This is a genomic window from Arthrobacter sp. 35/47, from assembly GCF_000520475.1.
Taxonomy (GTDB): Bacteria; Actinomycetota; Actinomycetes; order Actinomycetales; family Micrococcaceae; genus Arthrobacter_D; species Arthrobacter_D subterraneus.
The window spans coordinates 1-19,270 of sequence record NZ_KI914593.1 but is presented as its reverse complement, the minus strand read 5'-3'; the positions used below and the strand labels follow the sequence as shown (position 1 = coordinate 19,270).

General features: G+C 68.5%; 15 protein-coding genes. All 15 read left to right on the top strand.

Going from position 1 to position 19,270, the window contains the following annotated elements:
• The first annotated feature begins 114 nt into the window (after positions 1–114).
• A complete protein-coding gene (locus tag X803_RS18600) occupies positions 115–957 on the top strand; it encodes a PP2C family protein-serine/threonine phosphatase (RefSeq protein ID WP_084033530.1) in 843 nt (280 codons plus the stop codon).
• Positions 954–2,621 (top strand): hypothetical protein, encoded by a 1,668-nt coding sequence (locus X803_RS18595; protein WP_035778266.1) that lies wholly within the window; start codon positions 954–956, stop codon positions 2,619–2,621. The genes X803_RS18600 and X803_RS18595 overlap by 4 nt, the downstream gene beginning before the upstream one ends.
• Positions 2,618–4,270 carry a serine/threonine protein kinase gene (locus X803_RS0107835; RefSeq protein ID WP_026544709.1) on the top strand — a complete coding sequence of 551 codons (1,653 nt, stop codon included), beginning with the start codon at positions 2,618–2,620 and terminating at the stop codon, positions 4,268–4,270. The genes X803_RS18595 and X803_RS0107835 overlap by 4 nt, the downstream gene beginning before the upstream one ends.
• Before the next feature lie 16 nt (positions 4,271–4,286).
• The gene (locus tag X803_RS0107830; protein ID WP_026544708.1) at positions 4,287–4,994 is read left to right on the top strand and encodes a flagellar basal body rod protein FlgC; all 708 of its coding nucleotides are present in this window, start codon (positions 4,287–4,289) and stop codon (positions 4,992–4,994) included.
• A gap of 59 nt (positions 4,995–5,053) precedes the next feature.
• Positions 5,054–9,493 carry an FtsK/SpoIIIE domain-containing protein gene (locus tag X803_RS0107825; protein WP_026544707.1) on the top strand — a complete coding sequence of 1,480 codons (4,440 nt, stop codon included), beginning with the start codon at positions 5,054–5,056 and terminating at the stop codon, positions 9,491–9,493.
• A 199-nt stretch (positions 9,494–9,692) separates the two neighbouring features.
• On the top strand, positions 9,693–9,962 hold the full coding sequence (locus X803_RS0107820) for a WXG100 family type VII secretion target (protein WP_026544706.1): 270 nt from the start codon (positions 9,693–9,695) through the stop codon (positions 9,960–9,962).
• Positions 9,963–10,131: 169 nt separating this feature from the next.
• Positions 10,132–12,294, top strand: a complete 2,163-nt coding sequence (gene ligA, locus X803_RS18590; RefSeq protein WP_051470582.1) for an NAD-dependent DNA ligase LigA — start codon at positions 10,132–10,134, stop codon at positions 12,292–12,294.
• Positions 12,291–13,127, top strand: coding sequence for an inositol monophosphatase family protein (locus X803_RS0107810; protein ID WP_026544705.1), 837 nt, complete (start codon positions 12,291–12,293; stop codon positions 13,125–13,127). The genes ligA and X803_RS0107810 overlap by 4 nt, the downstream gene beginning before the upstream one ends.
• 113 nt (positions 13,128–13,240) lie before the next feature.
• A complete protein-coding gene (locus X803_RS0107805) occupies positions 13,241–13,732 on the top strand; it encodes a GNAT family N-acetyltransferase (RefSeq protein ID WP_026544704.1) in 492 nt (163 codons plus the stop codon).
• A gap of 54 nt (positions 13,733–13,786) precedes the next feature.
• Positions 13,787–14,683 carry an alpha/beta fold hydrolase gene (locus tag X803_RS0107800; protein WP_026544703.1) on the top strand — a complete coding sequence of 299 codons (897 nt, stop codon included), beginning with the start codon at positions 13,787–13,789 and terminating at the stop codon, positions 14,681–14,683.
• 44 nt (positions 14,684–14,727) lie between these two features.
• A complete protein-coding gene (locus X803_RS18585; protein ID WP_051470577.1) occupies positions 14,728–15,276 on the top strand; it encodes a GNAT family N-acetyltransferase in 549 nt (182 codons plus the stop codon).
• Between the two features lie 43 nt (positions 15,277–15,319).
• Complete coding sequence (gene gatC, locus X803_RS0107790) at positions 15,320–15,616, top strand: Asp-tRNA(Asn)/Glu-tRNA(Gln) amidotransferase subunit GatC (RefSeq protein ID WP_026544702.1); 297 nt, start codon at positions 15,320–15,322, stop codon at positions 15,614–15,616.
• Between the two features lie 3 nt (positions 15,617–15,619).
• On the top strand, positions 15,620–17,119 hold the full coding sequence (gene gatA, locus X803_RS0107785; protein WP_026544701.1) for an Asp-tRNA(Asn)/Glu-tRNA(Gln) amidotransferase subunit GatA: 1,500 nt from the start codon (positions 15,620–15,622) through the stop codon (positions 17,117–17,119).
• Positions 17,120–18,634: an Asp-tRNA(Asn)/Glu-tRNA(Gln) amidotransferase subunit GatB gene (gatB, locus tag X803_RS0107780; RefSeq protein WP_026544700.1), complete on the top strand. Its 1,515-nt coding sequence runs from the start codon at positions 17,120–17,122 to the stop codon at positions 18,632–18,634. It abuts the gene before it with no gap.
• A 98-nt stretch (positions 18,635–18,732) separates the two neighbouring features.
• Positions 18,733–19,270, top strand: a 538-nt coding sequence (locus tag X803_RS0107775; RefSeq protein ID WP_035778282.1) for a phosphotransferase, incomplete at its 3' end; no start/stop codon positions are given.

Genomic DNA, 19,270 nt, shown 5'->3' with positions numbered 1-19,270 from the left:
CGCGGTGACAGCCCCCGACGGCGCGCGTACCCCGCTCCCGGGCGGACAGCAGCACTGGGCGGCACCGGGCTCCACCGTGCACTTCGGGGACCGCAGCTTCAGGGTGGAACAGGCATGAATCATCAGGAACAGGCAAAGGACTGGGACATCAAACTCACCGTTGGGTACGCGACCGACCGCGGCCTCAAGCGTCAACTGAATGAAGACTCACTGATCGCATCGGAGCCGATCTTCGCCGTGGCGGACGGCATGGGCGGCCACGAGGCAGGGGAGGTGGCCTCCGGCATCTGTGTGCGGACCCTCGGGGAGAGCGCCATCATCGGCGAGCACAGCCCGGTCTTTTCCGCCGCGGACCTCGAGGACCTGCTGCGGGAAGCCGATGAACACATCCGCGCCGAGACGGGAGGCCGCGCCGGAACCACGCTGTCCGGCGTGGTCCTCGTCGAGGAATCGGGGATGCCGTACTGGCTGTTCTTCAACGTCGGTGATTCGCGGACCTACCGGTTGAGCCAGGGCCGCTTCGGCCAGATCTCCGTGGACCACTCCGAGGTGCAGGAACTGGTGGACCGGGGACACATCACGCAGGAACAGGCGGCGGGCCACCCCCGCCGGCATGTCATCACCCGCGCCCTGGGAACCGGCGACGACTCCGAGGCCGACTACTGGCTGATGCCCGTGGAAGTGGGGGACCGGATTCTCATCTGCTCGGACGGACTGAGCACCGAGGTGCCCGAGGAGCGCATCTACAGCCTGCTCAGCTCGCTGACCGACCCCCAGCAGACGGCGGACGCCCTGGTGGAGGAGACGCTGCGCTGCGGAGCGCGGGACAACGTGACGGTGGTTGTGGTGGACGCGCACGGCGCCGACGGCGATGCCGACCTGCACACCACGGCGCCGCGGACAATCGGTGCGGATACAGCAGCCGCCGCTGCCGAGGCGGAAGCGGAGCGTTCGTGAGCGGTGTCCGCTACCTCCCCGGGGAGGACTGGCTGAGCGTGGTGCGCGGCGGCGTCGTGGTGCTGGTGCCGGCGGGCACGGCGCCGGAGGTCCTGGACCGGCTGTGGAACCAGCTCGGGGAGAACCCGCACCTGCAGGCGGTCCTGCCGATCGTCGCAGGCGGCTTCGGCCAGGGCCTCGAGTCCATGCCTCCCTTCGGCGTGGTGTCCTACACCGACCGGCTGCACGTGCTGCTGCGCGGGGCGGTGCGCCTGACTGTCGCCCCTGACGGCAGTGCCGCTCCGGTCGAGCTCTCCGGTGAGGACGTCACCACCTGGACGGAGCGGATCATCGACGGCGGTGGGTTCACCCTGCGTGCCGGTCCTGCCCGCGGAGCCGACGATGCTCCGGCCTTTCCGCTGGAGGCCGGCATTGTCCGCGCGTGCGGGGTGAGCGTGAATGACCTTGACCCCGAACGGGCAATGACCGGTGCGCTGGAGGCCGAGGAATCAGCGACCATCAACCCGAGCCTGTACCTGACCTCCGCCGACGGCTCCAGCGACGACGACGGCGCTCCCGGCGCCAGTACTGCCGGCGGCCAGGATCCGGACCTGCAGCTTCCCGGCGGGCGGGACCCGCGCGTGCAGGACCAGCTCGTGCAGGACCTGAACTCGCAGGACCCTGACCCGGAGTCGCAGTCCACCGGCTATGACCACCTGTGGGACCGGACGGTGGTGCGGCGCGTGGAGGATGCTGCCGTGCGCCCGCCGGAAGAGGACGATCTCCCTGCGGCTCCGGACGTACCTTCACCGGAGGCGCCTGTTGCCGAACCCGTTCTTGAATCCGAACCCAAACCCAGACCCGAGCCGGCAGTGCCCAGCGAACCCGGTCCGACACCCGCTCCGGCGCCCATTCCGGTGTCCGCGCCCGGCGAGTTGATCGACTCCGTACCCTGGATCCGCAGGAGCCCCGAACCCGACTCCCCGGCGGCGCCGTTGCCGGTCCCGCACGGAGAGCCGGCGCCAACCCCGCCCTCCACCGGGCAGGATTCCGACCACGACGGCCACACGATCATGCGCAGCGACCTTTCCACGGCCGCGCCCTCCCAGCCCGGCTCCAGCGCCCAGCCCGGCTCCAGCGCCCAGCCCGGCTCCGGTGCCCAGCCCGGCTCCAGCGCCCAGCCCGGAGCCACATCCCAGCCCGGATCCGACGTCCGCCCGGGGACAGGACCGCTGGTCCTGGCACGGCTGTGCGGTCAGGGCCACGCCAACCCACCCGAAGCACCCGACTGCGGTCTTTGTTCGCAGCCGCTGGACGGCGAGCCGCGCCGGGTCCGGCGCCCCAGCCTCGGCACCATGCGCATCTCGACCGGTGAGGTGGTGGAGCTGGACCAGTCGCTGATCATTGGGCGGCAGCCCTCCGTCTCCCGGGTACAGGGCAGCGGAATGCCGAAGCTGGTGCAGGTGACAAGCGCCGGAGGCGACATCTCCCGCTCCCACGTCGAGGTCCGGCTCGACGGCTGGCACGTCCTGCTGTGCGACCTCAAGGCCACCAACGGCACGGTACTCATCCGCGCCGGCCAGCCGCCCCGGCGCCTGGGGGAGGGCGAGAGCGCGTTCCTGCTCGACGGTGACGTCGCCCAGCTTGGCGACGACGTCTTCCTGCGCTTCGAGGGCCTGCGATGAGTTCACGCCGCGCCGCCGCGCCGCCGCCGCACATCCCCGGCTACCGTTACGTCAGCCTGCTCGGATCCGGCGGCTTCTCCGACGTCTACCTGTATGAGCAGGACCGCCCCCGCCGGCGCGTGGCCGTCAAGGTCCTGGTCTCCGGGCTGCTCACCGAGGGTGCCCGGAAGGCATTCGAGTCCGAGGCCAACCTCATGGCCCAGCTCTCCACGCACCCGTACATCGTCACCATCTACGAAGCCAACATCACCGATGACGGCCACTCCTATCTCGCAATGGAATACTGCTCCCGGCCCAGCCTGGACGTGCGGTACCGCAAGGGCCGGCTGTCCCTCGCGGAGACCCTCTCGATCGGAGTCCAGGTCTCCTCCGCCGTCGAGTCCGCGCACCGCGCCGGGATTGTGCACCGGGATATCAAGCCCGCCAACATCCTGGTGACCGACTACAACCGTCCCGCGCTCACGGACTTCGGAATCTCCGGCACCACCGACGGCGGCGCCGACGAGGACCTCGGCATGTCCATCCCGTGGTCGCCGCCGGAAGCGTTCGACGGCGGCGCCGTGGACGGCGTCCGGATGGACGTCTGGTCCCTCGGCGCCACCCTGTACACCCTGCTTGCGGGGCGCTCGCCGTTTGTTTTCCCCGGAATGGACAATTCGCAGCGTCAGCTCATGGACCGCATCGGGTCCATGCCGCTCGCCCCGATCGGCCGGGAGGACCTGCCGCAGTCCCTCGAGCTCGCCCTTGCCACCGCCATGGCGAAGAACCCGGCCGCGCGCTACGACTCCGCGCACTCATTCGCGCTGACGCTGCAGCGAATCCAGACGGAGCTGGGCATCTCGGTCACCCCCTTCGAAGTGCTCGATGACACCGAACACGTCCGCGAGGACGACGACGGCGCCGAGGCCACCCGGGTGCGCAAGGTGGTCTCCATCGACCCGGAATCGCCCACCTTCTCACCCACCTTCCCGCCGGCCGCGCGGACGGCACCGGCCCGGGAGGCGCAGCCGGGCGTGCCCACCTACACGTCGCCGTCGTCGTCGTGGTCCTCCTCCGGTACAGCGCAGCCGGATGCCGAGACCGACGCAACCGATGACCAGGGCTGGCGGGACCGCACGGTGCTGCGCGGCAGGGATCCGCACGCCGACTCGGTGCGGCTGGACACCACCGTCCACCGCCCCGCGGGGCCGGGCGCGGAAACGGAAACGGAGGAACCCGACCCGGTGCGCCGGAAGCGGGGGCCGCTGGCAGGGATCCTCCTGGGACTGGTGGTGCTTGCCGCCGTCGTGCTCGGCGCGTTCGCGGTCCTCAACGGACAGCCGGAGGAGGAGCCCGCCGTGGCGCCGCCCACCCAGCCGCCGCCCGATGCGCTCGCCGGCGTCGAGGGAGTTGTCCCGACGCCGACGGACATCACCGCGGAGGAGTCCGGCAACGCTGTGGTCTTCACCTGGACCAACCCCGATCCGCAGGACGGGGACGTGTACCGGTTCCGGACGGTCACCGTGCAGGAGGAAGGCGACTGGGACCGGACAGTACAGACCGAAGCCCCCGTCGTGGCCAACCCGGACGGACCCACCTGCGCTGATATACAGATAGTGCGGGCAAACGGAACTGCATCGGAGCCTGAACGTGCCTGCTGGCCTGAGTGAGTCGAAGGGAACATCTGTGGGGGAACTGGCAATAGATTTCTGCGGCGAGTGGCATGAGCCGAAGGACGATGGGCCGTTCAACATCGGGCGCGAGGGTGACCTCGAGGTTGATGACAACCCGTACCTGCACCGGAAGTTCCTCCAGATTGCCCGCCAGAACGGCATCTGGTGGCTGAACAACGTGGGCACCATGCTGTCGGCGACCGTGGCGGACACCACCGGCGGGATGCAGGCCTGGGTGGCCCCGGGGGCGCGGATTCCGCTGGTGTTCGGGCAGACCCGCGTGGTCTTCACGGCCGGGCCCACCACCTACGAGTTCGATGTGCACCTCAAGACCCCCGCGTTCCGCCAGGAGCGCCAGGTGGACGACGGCTCGGGGACAACCACCATCGGCCCGGTGCGCTTCACCGATTCCCAGCGCGCACTCATCGTGGCCCTCGCCGAACCGATGCTCCGACGCGAGGGCACGGGCTTCAGCTCCATCCCGTCCTCGGCCGCGGCGGCGCAGCGCCTGGGCTGGGCGCTGACCAAGTTCAACCGCAAGCTCGACAACGTCTGCGACAAGCTGGACCGGGTCGGTGTGGTGGGCCTGCGCGGCGGCGGCGGCAAGCTTGCCACCAACCGGCGGGCGCGGCTGGTTGAGCATGCGGTGACCTCCCACATCGTCACCCCCGAAGACCTGCACCTGCTCGAAACCATGAAGGGCAAAGCGGATGAGGACTGACGCGTCTGCGTGCTGTCCCAACCCGACCGTCCTTCCCAACCACCCGGAGTGTTCCTGACATGTTGCTGCGCCTCACCCTGCGGCGTGACCCCGACCCCGCGAAGGATCTCGCCGTCACCGTGGACGGGCTGGCAACCGTCAGCGACGTTGCCCGCGAACTGTACGTCGCCGACCCGGGACGCGCGGGAGCAGAACCGCCGGGGGAGCTCTCGCTGACCGTCGAGGAGTCCTACGTGGCCGGTGGCATGCGCGGCCGGGCACTGAATCCCACGGTGAGCCTCTTCGAATCCGGCCTGCGTCCCGGTTCCACCGTGACCATCAGCCGCGTGAGCGACCAGTTCAACGTGCCGGGCCAGGACCGCGGCCCCGCCGTCGCCACCCTCCGCGTGCTGTCCGGACCCGACGCCGGCAAGGAATTCTCCCTGCCCGCCGGAGCCAGCTACCTCGGCCGGGACCGCAACTGCGACATCCGGTTTTCCGATCCCATGATGTCCAAACGCCACGCCCGCATCAACGTCGCGGACGGCATCGAGATCATCGACACCAACTCGGCCAACGGGCTGCTGATGGGTGGCACGCGGGTAGAGCGCACGTCGCTGACCAGCGCAGATGAGATTACCCTCGGCGACACCACCGTGGCCGTGGTGCCGTTGACCCGCGCCTACTCGGCGGACCCCACCAATCCGGTGGTCGAGTTCAACCGCTCGCCCCGGGTGGTGCCGGCGTTCACGGAGAAACCGAAGCAGCTTCCGGCGGGCCCGCGGCGGCCGAACCCCCAGCGGTTCCCCTACCTGCTGCTGATTGCGCCGATCCTGCTGGGCGCCATCATGTTCTCCATCACCCGCAGCCCGTTCAGCCTCATCTTCATCCTGATGATGCCGATGATCCTGGTGGGCAGTTACCTTGACCAGCGGATCACGGCGAAGCGGACGTTCCGCGAAGCAGTGGCGCAGTTCCACTCATCCATGGCGTTCTTCCGCAGCGACATCGACCGGACCCGCAAGGTGGAGCGGGCAGTCCGGCACGCCGAGGCACCCTCCGTCGCGGACACGGTCGATGCCATCTACAAACTCGGTCCGCTGCTGTGGACGCACCGACCCGAACACGACTTCTTCCTCACCCTGCGCTTCGGTACCGGCCGTGCGCCCTCCCGGATAGAGCTCTCGGAACCTGCGGGGTCCGACACCATGCCCGAGTACTCGGAGGAAATCCGCGACGCGGCCGAGGAGTACGCCTACATCGACGATGTGCCGATCGTCGCGAACCTGCGCCTGTCCGGTGCGCTCGGCGTCGCGGGTGCCCGCGGGGTGGTGGACAGCGTCGCCCGAGGCCTCGTGATCCAGGCCATCGGGCTCCACTCGCCGGCGGAACTGGCCGTCGTCGCGCTGACCAGCGTCCAGTCGAAGGAGCGGTGGGGGTGGCTGCAATGGCTCCCGCACACCGGATCCGTCCACAGCCCGCTGGGCGGCGACCACCTGGCGGCCGGTCCCGCCGCGGCCGGGCTGCTGCTGTCCCGGCTGGAAGACCTGGTGTCGGTGCGCTCGGCGGAGCGGACCTCCGCGGCGCTTCGCGGACGCCTCGATCCCGCCAGGGAGCTGGATCTGCCGGCGCCCGTGACGCCGTCGGTCCTGGTGATCGTCGAGGATGACGTGACCGTGGACCGCGCCCGGCTGACCCGCGTCGCTGAGGCGGGAGCCGACGTCGGGGTCCATGTCCTGTGGGTGGCCGGGACAGTGGCGGCGCTGCCCGCCGCCTGCCGCGACTTCCTGTTCGTCGACGGCGACGCGGCGAACGTCAGCGGGCAGGTGCGCCTGGGTGAGCTGTCCACGCCGGTGAGCTGCGAAAGCGTGGACCTTGAGCTGGCCGGCCAGCTGGCACGGATGCTGACTCCCGTCGTCGACGTCGGAAAACCGGTGGAGGATGATTCGGACCTTCCGCGCGCGGTGTCCTATGTAACGCTTGCCGGGCACGAACTGATGGAGGAGACGACGGCGGTCGCGGACCGCTGGACGGAAAACAACTCGGTGGCCTCGCGGGCGGTGCCCAACCGGAAGCACCAGGGATCGCTGCGCGCGCTGGTCGGGTCCAAGGGCGTCGAACCCATGTACCTGGACCTCAAGACGGAGGGTCCGCACGCGCTGGTCGGCGGGACCACCGGTGCCGGCAAGTCAGAGTTCCTGCAGTCGTGGGTACTCGGGATGGCGGCCGCCTACAGCCCGGACCGGCTGACCTTCCTGTTTGTCGACTACAAGGGCGGCGCGGCGTTTGCCGACTGCGTGAACCTGCCCCACACCGTCGGACTGGTCACGGACCTCTCACCGCACCTGGTGCGCCGGGCGCTGACCTCGCTGCGGGCCGAACTGCACCACCGCGAGCACCTTTTCAACCGCAAGAAAGCCAAGGACCTGCTGGCGATGGAGCGGGAGGCGGATCCGGAGACACCGCCGTCGCTGGTCATCGTGGTGGACGAGTTCGCGGCGCTGGCGCGTGAGGTTCCGGAGTTTGTGGACGGGGTGGTGGACATCGCCGCCCGCGGGCGCTCACTCGGGCTGCACCTCATCCTCGCCACTCAGCGTCCCTCCGGCGTCATCAAGGACAACCTGCGGGCCAACACCAACCTGCGGATCGCGCTGCGGATGGCGGACACCGACGATTCGCAGGACATCCTCGGCACCCCCATGGCTGCCTACTTCAGCCCCTCCATCCCCGGACGCGGAGCGGCGAAGACGGGGCCGGGCCGCATCCAGAGCTTCCAGACCGGTTATGCCGGCGGCTGGACCACCCGGGAACCGGCGCGCCCGCGGATCGACGTGGTGGAGATGAACTTCGGGTCCGGGGCACGGTGGGAATCCGCCGCGGGGGAGTCCGTTGCCGAGCCGGGCGGCGCGAACGATATCGCCCGCATCGTCGCCAACGTCTCGCAGGCGGCGGTGGAACTGGGCATCAGGCCGCCGCGTAAACCGTGGCTGGCCGAACTCGCGGAGGCCTATGACTTCTCGAAGCTGCCGAACCCCCGCACCGATGAGTCGCTGCTGCTGGGCGTGGTGGATGATCCGGAACACCAGGCGCAGCCCACCGTGTCCTACCAGCCCGACGTCGACGGGAACCTCGCTATCCTGGGCTCCGGCGGGTCCGGCAAATCGACGGCGCTGCGGACGCTGGCGATCGGGTCGGCGGTGACGGTGCGCGGCGGTCCCGTGCAGGTCTACGGCATCGACTGCGCGTCCAACGGCCTGCAGATGCTGGCGCAGCTGCCGCACGTCGGTGCAATCCTCGACGGTGAGGATTCCGAGCGGATCGGCCGGCTGCTCAGGTACCTGCGCGGGATCATCAACGAGCGGGCGGACCGTTTCGCCGAAGTGCGTGCCGGCACCATCACCGAGTACCGGCGGCTTGCCGGTAAACCGGACGAACCGCGGATCCTGCTCCTGGTGGACGGCATCACCACCTTCCGCGAAACCTACGAGTTCAAGGGGCGCGAACGCCACTTCGAACTGTTCCAGCAGATCGCCACCGACGGCCGTCCCATGGGCGTCCACATTGTCGTGACCGGTGAGCGCACCAACTCGCTGCCGCCGTCGTTGGCGTCCTCCATCAGCCGGCGGATCATCCTGCGGATGGCGGGAAAGGACGACTACTCGACCCTCGGGGTGCCACGCGATGTGCTCTCGAGCACCTCACCGCCTGGGCGCGGCCTGCTGGACGGGCAGGAAGTGCAGCTTGCCGTGTTCGGCGGGAACGCCAACCTCGAGCTGCAGGCCCGCGAGGTGGAACGCATGCGGGAGGCGATGCTGCGCCAGGGGGTCCGGCAGGCACCGGGGGTCCTCAGCCTCCCGGAATCAATCGACCTCGACGTGCTGCCCGCCGGTGAAACCGGTTCTGCCGTCATCGGGGTTGACGACTTCAACCTCGAACCGGCGGCGGTGGCCGCCACGGGAGCGTTCATGGTGTCCGGGCCGCCCGGGTCCGGGCGCACGGTCGCCCTGGTGACGCTGGCGGCGGCGCTGCAGAAGTCCTCGCCGCACGTCCGGCGGATCTATCTCGGCTCGCGCCGCTCAACGGTGGCGTCCCTCGGTCTCTGGGACGAGGCGTATGCCACCGCGGCACTGGTCCAGCCCGAGCTGTCGAGGCTCACTTCCCTGGTGGACGGGCCGGAAGGCTCGGTGGCGTTCTTCATCGAGGGTCTCACCGAGTTCACCGACTCGCCGGCGGAACTCGGACTGTCCACGCTGGTGAAGGCTGCCGTGAAGGCCGGCCAGTGGGTGGTCGGCGAGGCCGAGACCTCAACGTGGTCCAGCGCCTGGAACCTGTCCGGGCCGTTCAAGGCCGGCAGGCGGGGCCTGCTGCTCAACCCCAACGAGCTCGACGGCGATACCCTCCTGAACACCTCCCTTGGCAGGACGGCGGGCAACCGTTTCATCCCGGGGCGCGGATACGTCATCGGCAGGGGCAAGGCCTACCGGGTCCAGGTCGCCACCACGATGGGCGGGTTGGACTGAACCGCAGCCCGCGGGGCGCGGCAGGGATGGGTAGCGCTCCTTGGGTAGCGCTCCTTGGGGAGCGGTCCCCATCGACACCCGGCGAAGGGCTTGGATAGGTTGTAACCAGTCGCCCGGTCGGGGGCCCCGGAGACGGGAACACCGGCAGGGCAGGGAGGTTCCGGAAATGCCGGACCGCCACAGACGAAAGGTGGGGACAATGAGCAACGTTACGCACGGTAACAACCCGGAGCAGATGGGGCAGCTGGCACAGCTGCTGACCCAGAAGTCCGAAGAACTGAACCAGACCGCCAACCAGCTGACCCAGCAGCTCGGCAACACCGCCTGGGTTGGCCCGGACTCCGAGCGGTTCCGCGGCGAGTGGGAAACCCACCGTGCGCAGCTGACCCAGATCGCAGCGCAGCTGCAGGAAGTCAGCGCCACCGTCCAGCGCAACCGCCAGGACCAGGAAGCCACCTCGAACGCGTAGGCTCCCTTTTTACGGCAACGGCCCGCAGCTTTCGGCTGCGGGCTGTTTCCGTTAACCGCCCAGGGACAAAAACTCCGGCGCGGGGCAAGTGTCGGGGGTCTGGGGCAAGATAGGAAGCGTGGCCACAGTGAACCAACATGCCGATACGCAATCCGGAGCACGTCCCGAGGTGGAACCGCCCTCCGGTGCAGAGCCCGACGCCGGGCTGAAGGAGGAGTACGGCCGGCTCGTCGAGGACGTCCGGCGGCACCGCTTCGCCTACTACAACGAGAACACGCCCATCGTCTCGGACGCCGAGTTCGACGCGCTGTTCCGCCGGCTGGAGCAGATCGAGGCGGAGCACCCGGAGCTGATCTCCAATGATTCACCCACCCAGGAGGTCGGCGGTGATGTGTCGGCCGCCTTCGCACCGGTACAGCACCTGCAGCGCATGTACAGCCTGGAGGATGTCTTCTCCACCGCCGAGCTTGAGGCCTGGATCCGGCGCGCCGAGGCGAGCATCGAGTCGCAGCGCCCGGGAAGTACGGTGTCCTGGCTGACCGAACTGAAGATCGACGGCCTCGCGGTCAACCTGCTGTACCGCAACGGTGAGCTGGTCCGCGCCGCCACCCGCGGCGACGGCACAACCGGTGAAGACATCACGCACAACGTCCTCACCATCAAGACCATCCCGCGGAAGCTCAGCGGCTCCAACCACCCCGCCGAGGTGGAAATCCGGGGTGAGGTGTTCTTCCCCTCGAAGGAGTTCGCACAGCTCAACGAGACCATGGTCGAGGTCGGCAAGGCCCCTTTCGCCAACCCGCGCAACGCAGCGGCGGGTTCCCTCCGGCAGAAGGACCCGGCACTCACGGCCCAGCGGCCGCTGGACATGTACGTGCACGGCATCGGCGCGCGTGAGGGCCTGGAGGCGGAAAGCCAGTCGGAGACGTACGGGCTGCTCAGGCAGTGGGGGCTGCCCGTCTCGCCCTACTTCAAGGTCCTCGAAACGTATGAGGAGGTCATCGGTTTCATCCGCCACTACGGCGAGCACCGCCATGACCTGCTGCATGAAATCGACGGGATCGTTATCAAGGTGGACAGTTTCGCCCTGCAGCGCTCCCTCGGGCACACCTCCCGGGTACCCCGGTGGGCGGTGGCCTACAAGTATCCGCCGGAGGAAGTGAACACCAAGCTCCTCGACATCCGGGTCAACGTGGGCCGCACCGGCCGTGTTACGCCCTACGGGATGATGGTCCCCGTCAAGGTGGCCGGCTCAACCGTGGAGATGGCCACCCTGCATAACCAGGAAGTCGTGAAGGCCAAGGGTGTGCTGATCGGCGACATCGTGGTGCTCCGCAAGGCCGGAGACGTCATCCCCGAGATCGTGGGCCCGGTGGTTGCGCTCCGTTCGCAGCAGGACCCGCCGCCCTACGAGTTCGTCATGCCCACCGAGTGTCCGTCCTGCGGAACACCGCTGGCTCCGGCCAAGGAAGGCGACGTCGATATCCGCTGCCCCAACGCGAAATCCTGCCCGTCGCAGCTGCGCGAGCGGGTCTTCCACGTCGCCGGGCGCGGCGCCTTCGACATCGAGGCGCTGGGCTGGGAAGCGGCGATTGCGCTCACCCAGCCCGCCGAGCCCGCAGTGCCGCCGCTGACCACGGAAGCGGACCTGTTCAGGCTCACCCCGGAAAAACTCGCGGACGTGCGCATCCTTCGCGACAAGAAAGTCAAGGGCGTGGTCACCGGCCAGGAGCTGGTCCCGTACTTCTACACCCGCGGCACCGCCAAAAAGCCCTCCGAACCCACCGCCAACACCCGGAAACTGTTCGCCGAACTGGAGAAGGCGAAGTCCCAGCCGCTGTGGCGGGTGCTCGTTGCACTGTCCATCAGGCACGTCGGACCGACGGCGTCGCGGGCGCTGGCCACCGCCTTCGGCTCCATGGACCGGATCCGCAGCGCAGGCGAGGAGGAACTGGCCAACGTTGACGGCGTCGGGCCCACCATCGCGGCGGCGCTGAAGGAATGGTTCGCGGAGGACTGGCACTGCGAGATTGTCGACCGGTGGGCCGAGGACGGGGTCCGCATGGCAGACGAGGTTGACGAATCCGTGCCGCGCACGCTCGAGGGACTCACCGTCGTCGTCACCGGATCCCTCGAGGGGTTCAGCCGCGACGAGGCCAAGGAAGCAATCATCCGGCGCGGGGGAAAGGCCTCCGGATCGGTGTCGAAGAACACCAGCTACGTGGTCGCCGGAGAGAACGCCGGCACCAAACTGGACAAGGCCGAGCAGCTGGGCCTGATCATCCTCGATGAGGACGGATTCCGCACACTGCTTGAGGAAGGAAACGTATGACTCCCAGCGCCAGCCCGGCCGAGCTGCTGCACGTTGCCCTGCAGGCCGCGGCCGCGGGCGCCGCAGTGCTTGAGGCCCGCAGCGAGGGCGAGCTCCAGGCCGAAAACAAAAGCTCGGACAGCGACTGGGTGACCGCCTTCGACACCGCTGCCGAACGCGCCGTCCGGGACGTCATCTGGCGCTCCCGCCCCCACGACGCGATCACCGGCGAGGAATACGGCACCACGGTGCCCGAGGGGCAGCCCTCCGGCATCCGCTGGTCCATCGACCCGCTGGACGGAACCACCAACTTCATCCGGAACATCGTCTACTACTGCACCTCCGTGGCAGCGGTGGATCACGACGGCGACTGGCTGGCCGGCGTCGTGCACGCACCTGCGCTGGACCGGGTGTACTGGGCATCGCGCGGCCAGGGGGCGTGGGTCCGTGAACGGGGCACGGTGCGGCAGCTCCACGGTCCGGTCGCCGGCCGGGCGGGCACCATCGTGGGCAGCGGATTCACCTATAACCCGGCGCAGCGCTCCCAGCAGCTGGGCGAGCTGGGCGAACTGCTGGCCGGTCACGGCGACCTGCGGCGGATCGGCTCGGCCGCGCTTGACCTGTGCATGGTGGCTGACGGCACGCTGGATGCCTATGTGGAGCGGGCCCTGAATGAGCACGACTGGGCGGCGGGCGCGCTGATCGCCGAAGAGGCGGGAGTTGCCGTCCTGCGTCCGGACCTGTCCTCGGTGCTGGATGCGGGGCCCGACGAAACCGAGCGTTTCTCCGCTTTCACGGCCGCCGGCCCGCAGCCGGTCCTCGATCTGGCGAAGCAGCTGGAATCCAGGGCCTGACCGGGTTTACCAGCAGCCGGGCGAATTAATCTGATCGTTGCATTCGCCGGGGGCCAAAGTGCCATTGGTCTGCCACACTCGGATCATCAGTCCCGACGCATGAGGAGGCGTTCATGGACATTACGGTCAGGTCTGCGGACAGGAATGACTTCGCGGAGATCCGGCGGATCACCGTCGAGGCCTATTCCAACGCGGGATACATTGACGACGAGTACGCCTTCAACCACATCCTGGCGGCGATCGAGGAGGGGCACGCGGGCTCATCCCTGCTGGTCGCTGAATCGGGCGGGAAGATTGTGGGTTCGGTTTTCGTGACCCGCCCGGGCGGTGACTTCAGCGATGTGGCCCATGACGGTGAACTTGAGTTCCGGATGCTCGCGGTCGAACCGGGCGAACAGCACAAGGGGATCGCACACCGGCTGGTCGAGGAAGTCATCGAGCGTGCACGCCGGGATCCGGACCTGTCCGGAGTGGTCCTGACCATCGCACCGCAGATGAACGGGCAACACGCCCTGTACGAGTCCCTCAACTTCACCCGTATCCCTGCCCGGGATTTCATGCTCACCGACTCCTTCGCCCTGCACGTCTACAAGCTTTCGGTCTAGACGCCGATATTGTGGTGGCATCCACCACGATTGAGGAAGCGCGGGTAGTGCTGCATGTTCGAGACTTTCGACGAGTTCTCCGTGCCCCTCGGGGACGTCGGGATCGCAGGCCGGATCTCCCGTGACACCGGGGAGTCCCGGCCGCCGCTCCTGCTCCTCCACGGGCACCCGGAATCGCACCTCATGTGGCACCGGATCGCGGACCGGCTGGCGGAGCATTACACCGTGATCATCCCGGACCTGCGTGGTTACGGCTCCTCGGGGATCCCGGCCGCTGACCCGGACCACCACGCCTACAGCAAGCGCACCATGGCGCGCGATCAGGTGCTGCTGATGCAACACTTCGGAGCCCAGCGGGGTTTTGAGAAGTTCGCCGTGTGCGCCCACGACCGGGGCGCCCGCGTGGCGCACCGGCTGATTGCCGATCATCCGTCCCTGGTCTCGGCCGCAATGCTCCTGGACATCGCCCCGACCCTGGACATGTATGCCTCAACCAACCGGGCCTTCGCCGAGGGCTACTTCCACTGGTTCTTCCTGATCCAGCCGCACCCGCTGCCCGAGTCGCTGATCGAGGCGAACCCGCGCGCCTATGTCGAGAACCTGATGGGCAGCCGGTACGCCGGCCTGGCCCCCTTCCCACCGGAGATCCTCGACCGCTACGTGGCTGCCCTGTCCCGCCCCGGCGCCGTGCACGCCATGTGCGAGGACTACCGGGCGTCGGCCACCGTGGACCTGGATCATGACCGCGAGGACAGGGACCTTGGGCTGCTGGCCGAAACCCCGCTGCGCATCCTGTGGGGCCGGCACGGCGTGGTGGGCAGGCAGTTTGATCCGCTGGCCCTCTGGGGCGCAGTGGCCAAGAACGTTTCCGGCCAAGCGCTCGACGCCGGCCACTACCTCCCCGAGGAAGTGCCCGACGACGTGTTTGATGAGATCCTGAACTTTCTGTAGGGAGACATCCTCCCGGGTTCCTTTTCGAGGGTAGGGCCTGTGCCATGAGCTTCACCATCCGCCGGGTAACGGCTGCCGATTACGACGACGTCCGCCGCATCACGCGTGATGCCTACCTCCATGCCGGTTACTTCACCGACCCGCTCCATCCGTACGTCCGCATCCTCACCGACGTGGAACACCGGGCCGAGCACGCGGAGGTATGGGTCGCGGAGGAAAACGGAACCGTGGTCGGCTCCTTCGCCGTCACGTTCGAGGGCCAGCGGTATACGGACATCGCGATTGCCGGGGAACTTGAGTTCCGGATGCTCGCGGTGGACCCGGCGGTCCAGCGGGGCGGCTTCGGACGGCGGATGGTCGAATGGATCATTGACTACGCACGGAGCCTCGAGGGGATTTCCGCTGTCAGCCTGACCAGCGGAACCGACATGGCCCGCGCCCACCGGCTCTATGAGTCGCTCGGCTTCGAACGGGTGCCCAGCCGGGACTGGTGGGTACCCGGCACGGACATCGAGCTGTGGGTCTTCCGGCTGGTGCTGGAACGGGATCGGGCCGGCGCCGGAACGGACAGCACTGTTCCGCGCCGCGCTTAGACTAGAACCCGAAACCCAGACCATTTCAAGATCCTGGAGAAACATGCCCGAGATCACCCGTGAGGACGTCGCGCACCTTGCCCGGCTCGCCCACATCGACATGAGCGCCGAGGAGCTGGACCGGATGACCGGCGAGCTCTCCGTCATTGTCGACTCCATCAAGACCGTCAGCGAAGTGGCCGGAGACGACGTCCCGGCAACCAGCCACCCGATCCCGCTCAGCAACGTGTACCGGGATGACGTCATCGGGGAGACCCTGTCCAACGAGGAGGCCCTCAGCGGCGCCCCCGACAACGCGGACGGCCGCTTCAAGGTCCCCGCCATCCTGGACGGGGAGTAGACCATGACAGATCTGACCAGGCTCAGCGCTGCCCAGCTCGCCGAGAAGCTCACCTCCCGCGAGGTTTCCGCCGTCGAAGCCGTCCAGGCCCACCTTGACCGCATCGGCGAGGTGGACCCGGCCATCAACGCCTTCCTCCACGTCAACACGGACGAGGCGCTGCTCGTCGCGTCCGAGGTGGACAAGGAGCGTTCGCTCGGCGACGCCATGCATCCGCTCGCCGGCGTACCCATCGCCGTCAAGGACCTGATCGTCACCAAGGGCCAGCCCACCACGGCGGGCTCGAAGATCCTCGAGGGGTGGCACAGCCCGTACGACGCCACCGTGGTCAGGCGCCTGCGCGACGCGAAGATGCCGATCCTCGGCAAGACCAACCTCGACGAGTTCGCCATGGGTTCCTCCACGGAACACTCGGCCTACGGTCCCACCCGGAACCCCTGGGACCTTGACCGGATTCCGGGAGGCTCCGGCGGCGGGTCGGCGGCCGCCGTCGCCGCCTTCGAGGCGCCGCTGGCCCTCGGCACGGACACCGGCGGATCCATCCGCCAGCCCGGCGCCGTCACCGGCACCGTCGGCGTGAAGCCCACCTACGGCGGAGTATCCCGTTACGGCGCCATCGCCATGGCGTCCTCCCTGGACCAGATCGGCCCCGTCACGCGTACGGTCCTCGACTCCGCGCTGCTGCACGAGGTCATCGGCGGACACGACCCCCACGATTCCACCTCCCTGACCGATCCGGTAGGCGCCCTGGTGGAAGCCGCCCGCAATGCCGACGTGAAGGGCCTGCGCATCGGCGTCATCAAGGAGCTGCAGGGCGAGGGCTACCAGGACGGCGTCCAGGCGCGCTTCACGGAAGCGCTGGACCTGCTGCGGCAGGCAGGTGCCGACGTCGTCGAGGTTTCCTGCCCCAACTTCAGGTACGCCCTCGGCGCCTACTACCTGATCATGCCGTCGGAGGCGTCGAGCAACCTCGCCAAGTACGACGGCGTCCGGTTCGGTCTGCGGGTGGTGCCCGACGGCGCTCCCACCATTGAACGCGTCATGGGAGCCACGCGCGCCGCCGGCTTCGGAGACGAAGTGAAGCGCCGCATCATCCTCGGCACCTATGCGCTGAGCGCCGGCTACTACGACGCCTACTACGGTTCCGCGCAGAAGGTCCGGACCCTGATCCAGCGTGATTTCGACGCCGCGTTCACCCAGGCCGATGTCCTGATTTCGCCCACCGCACCCACCACGGCCTTCAAGCTGGGGGAGAAGCTGGACGATCCGCTCGCCATGTACCTGAACGACGTCGCCACCATCCCGGCGAACATGGCCGGTGTCCCGGGTATCTCGGTGCCGGGCGGCCTGGCCGACGGCCTGCCCGTGGGCATCCAGTTCCTGGCCCCCGCACGTCAGGACGCACGGCTCTATCGGGCCGGCGCCGCACTGGAAGCGCTGCTCGAAGACACCTGGGGCGGCCCGCTGCTGGCACAGGCACCCGAGATTGGTGGAGGAAAGTAAATGAGTACTGCAACCGCTGACATCCTGTCCTTCGAAGAGGCCATGGAGAAGTTCGATCCGGTACTTGGGTTCGAGGTCCACGTGGAACTGAACACCCGGACCAAGATGTTCTCCAGTGCACCGAACGCCTTCGGTGACACCCCGAACACCAACGTGACCCCCGTGGACCTGGGCCTGCCCGGCGTCCTCCCGGTGATCAACCGGGTGGCCGTGGAGTCGTCAATCAAGATCGGCCTGGCGCTCAACTGCAAGATTGCCGAACGGTGCCACTTCGCCCGGAAGAACTACTTCTACCCGGACACGCCGAAGAACTTCCAGACCTCGCAGTATGACGAGCCGATCGCCTACGACGGCACCATCGACATCGAGCTCGCCGACGGCACCGTGTTCACCGTGGAGATCGAACGGGCGCACATGGAGGAGGACGCCGGCAAGCTCACCCACATGGGCGGCGCCACCGGCCGGATCCAGGGTGCGGAGTTCTCACTCGTCGACTACAACCGTGCCGGCGTTCCGCTCGTGGAGATCGTCACCAAGCCGATCGTCGGAGCGGGCGAGCGCGCACCGGAACTGGCCAAGGCGTACGTCGCCGCCATCCGCGAGATCGTGAAGAACCTCGGGGTGTCCGATGCCCGCATGGAACGCGGCAACGTCCGCTGCGACGCCAACGTCTCCCTCAAGCCCAAGGGCCAGGAGAAGTTCGGCACCCGCACGGAAACCAAGAACGTGAACTCGCTGCGCGCCGTCGAACACGCGGTCCGCTACGAGATCCAGCGCCACGCCGCAGTGCTCGACGGCGGCGGCACCATCACCCAGGAAACCCGCCACTGGCACGAGGACACCCGGTCGACGACGGCGGGGCGCCCCAAGTCCGACGCCGATGACTACCGGTACTTCCCGGAACCGGACCTGGTGCCTGTGGTCACGGATGACGCCTGGATCGAGAAGCTCCGCAGCGAACTTCCCGAACCTCCTGCCGCCCGCCGCAAGCGCCTGCAGGCCGACTGGGGCTACTCTGACGCGGAGTTCCGCGACGTGGTGAATGCCGGCGTCATGGACTCGATCGAGGAAACCATCGCCGCGGGCGTCAAGCCGGCCACCGCGCGCAAGTGGTGGATGGGCGAGATCTCCCGCCGGGCCAAGGTCGCCGACGTCGAACCTGCAGAGCTGGGTGTCACCCCGGCGCTGATCGTGGAGCTGCAGGGCCTCATCGACTCGGGCAGGATCAACGACAAGCTCTCCCGCGAGGTGCTCGACGGCGTCCTCGCCGGGGAAGGCACGCCCACCCAAGTGGTGGCGCAGCGCGGGCTGGAGGTCGTCTCCGACGACGGCGCCCTGCTGAAAGCGATCGACGGCGCTCTCGCCGCGCAGCCGGATGTCGCCGACAAGATCCGCGGCGGGAAGCTGCAGGCGGTCGGCGCGATCGTGGGCGGCGTCATGAAGGCCACCCGCGGGCAGGCAGACGCCGGCCGGGTGCGCCAGCTGATCCTGGAACGCCTCGGAGTCGAAGGCTAGACCGGACAGGAATGGGAGCAACCTGGACACAGGTGGGCAGTACTCCGCTCACGCCAGTCCAGGTTGCTCCCTTGACGGGCGGAGTAGACGTGGCGAACATGCCGGCAGCCGAGGTGGACATCACCGCCGGGCTGGTCCGGCGGCTGCTCGCCGCACAGCACCCGGACCTCGCGCACCTGCCGCTGACCCCGGTCGCCAACGGCTGGGACAACGCCATCTTCCGCCTCGGCAACGGGTTCGCCGTCCGTCTGCCGCGCCGCCGGGCCGCCGCCGGCCTGATTCGCAACGAACAGCGGTGGCTGCCCGAGCTGGCGAACGGGCTTGCGGTGTCGGTGCCGGTTCCGCTGCGGACGGGCGCGCCGTCGTCGTCCTTTCCCTGGTACTGGACCATCACGCGCTGGGTGGAGGGAACCCCCGCGGCAGGCATTGAACCGGCCGACCGTGCCCGCGCGGCTGCTGACCTCGCGCACTTCGTGACCGCGTTCCAGCGCCCCGCCCCGGCCGACGCTCCGCACAATCCGGTCCGGGGGGTCCTCCTGTCCGGCCGGAGCGCGGCCGTGGAACGGCGAATCACCTCAGCCGGACTCCCACCCGAACTCCTCGGACTGTGGCGGAGCCTGCGGGACCAGCCCGGGT

What these genes read in the sequence shown, in the direction of transcription:
- X803_RS18600 (WP_084033530.1), top strand. Translation starts at nt 115, where the DNA reads ATGAATCATCAGGAACAGGCAAAGGACTGGGACATCAAACTCACCGTT.
- X803_RS0107835 (WP_026544709.1), top strand. Translation starts at nt 2,618, where the DNA reads ATGAGTTCACGCCGCGCCGCCGCGCCGCCGCCGCACATCCCCGGCTAC.
- X803_RS0107825 (WP_026544707.1), top strand. Translation starts at nt 5,054, where the DNA reads ATGTTGCTGCGCCTCACCCTGCGGCGTGACCCCGACCCCGCGAAGGAT.
- X803_RS0107820 (WP_026544706.1), top strand. Translation starts at nt 9,693, where the DNA reads ATGAGCAACGTTACGCACGGTAACAACCCGGAGCAGATGGGGCAGCTG.
- X803_RS0107810 (WP_026544705.1), top strand. Translation starts at nt 12,291, where the DNA reads ATGACTCCCAGCGCCAGCCCGGCCGAGCTGCTGCACGTTGCCCTGCAG.
- X803_RS0107805 (WP_026544704.1), top strand. Translation starts at nt 13,241, where the DNA reads ATGGACATTACGGTCAGGTCTGCGGACAGGAATGACTTCGCGGAGATC.
- X803_RS0107800 (WP_026544703.1), top strand. Translation starts at nt 13,787, where the DNA reads ATGTTCGAGACTTTCGACGAGTTCTCCGTGCCCCTCGGGGACGTCGGG.
- X803_RS18585 (WP_051470577.1), top strand. Translation starts at nt 14,728, where the DNA reads ATGAGCTTCACCATCCGCCGGGTAACGGCTGCCGATTACGACGACGTC.
- gatC (WP_026544702.1), top strand. Translation starts at nt 15,320, where the DNA reads ATGCCCGAGATCACCCGTGAGGACGTCGCGCACCTTGCCCGGCTCGCC.
- gatA (WP_026544701.1), top strand. Translation starts at nt 15,620, where the DNA reads ATGACAGATCTGACCAGGCTCAGCGCTGCCCAGCTCGCCGAGAAGCTC.
- gatB (WP_026544700.1), top strand. Translation starts at nt 17,120, where the DNA reads ATGAGTACTGCAACCGCTGACATCCTGTCCTTCGAAGAGGCCATGGAG.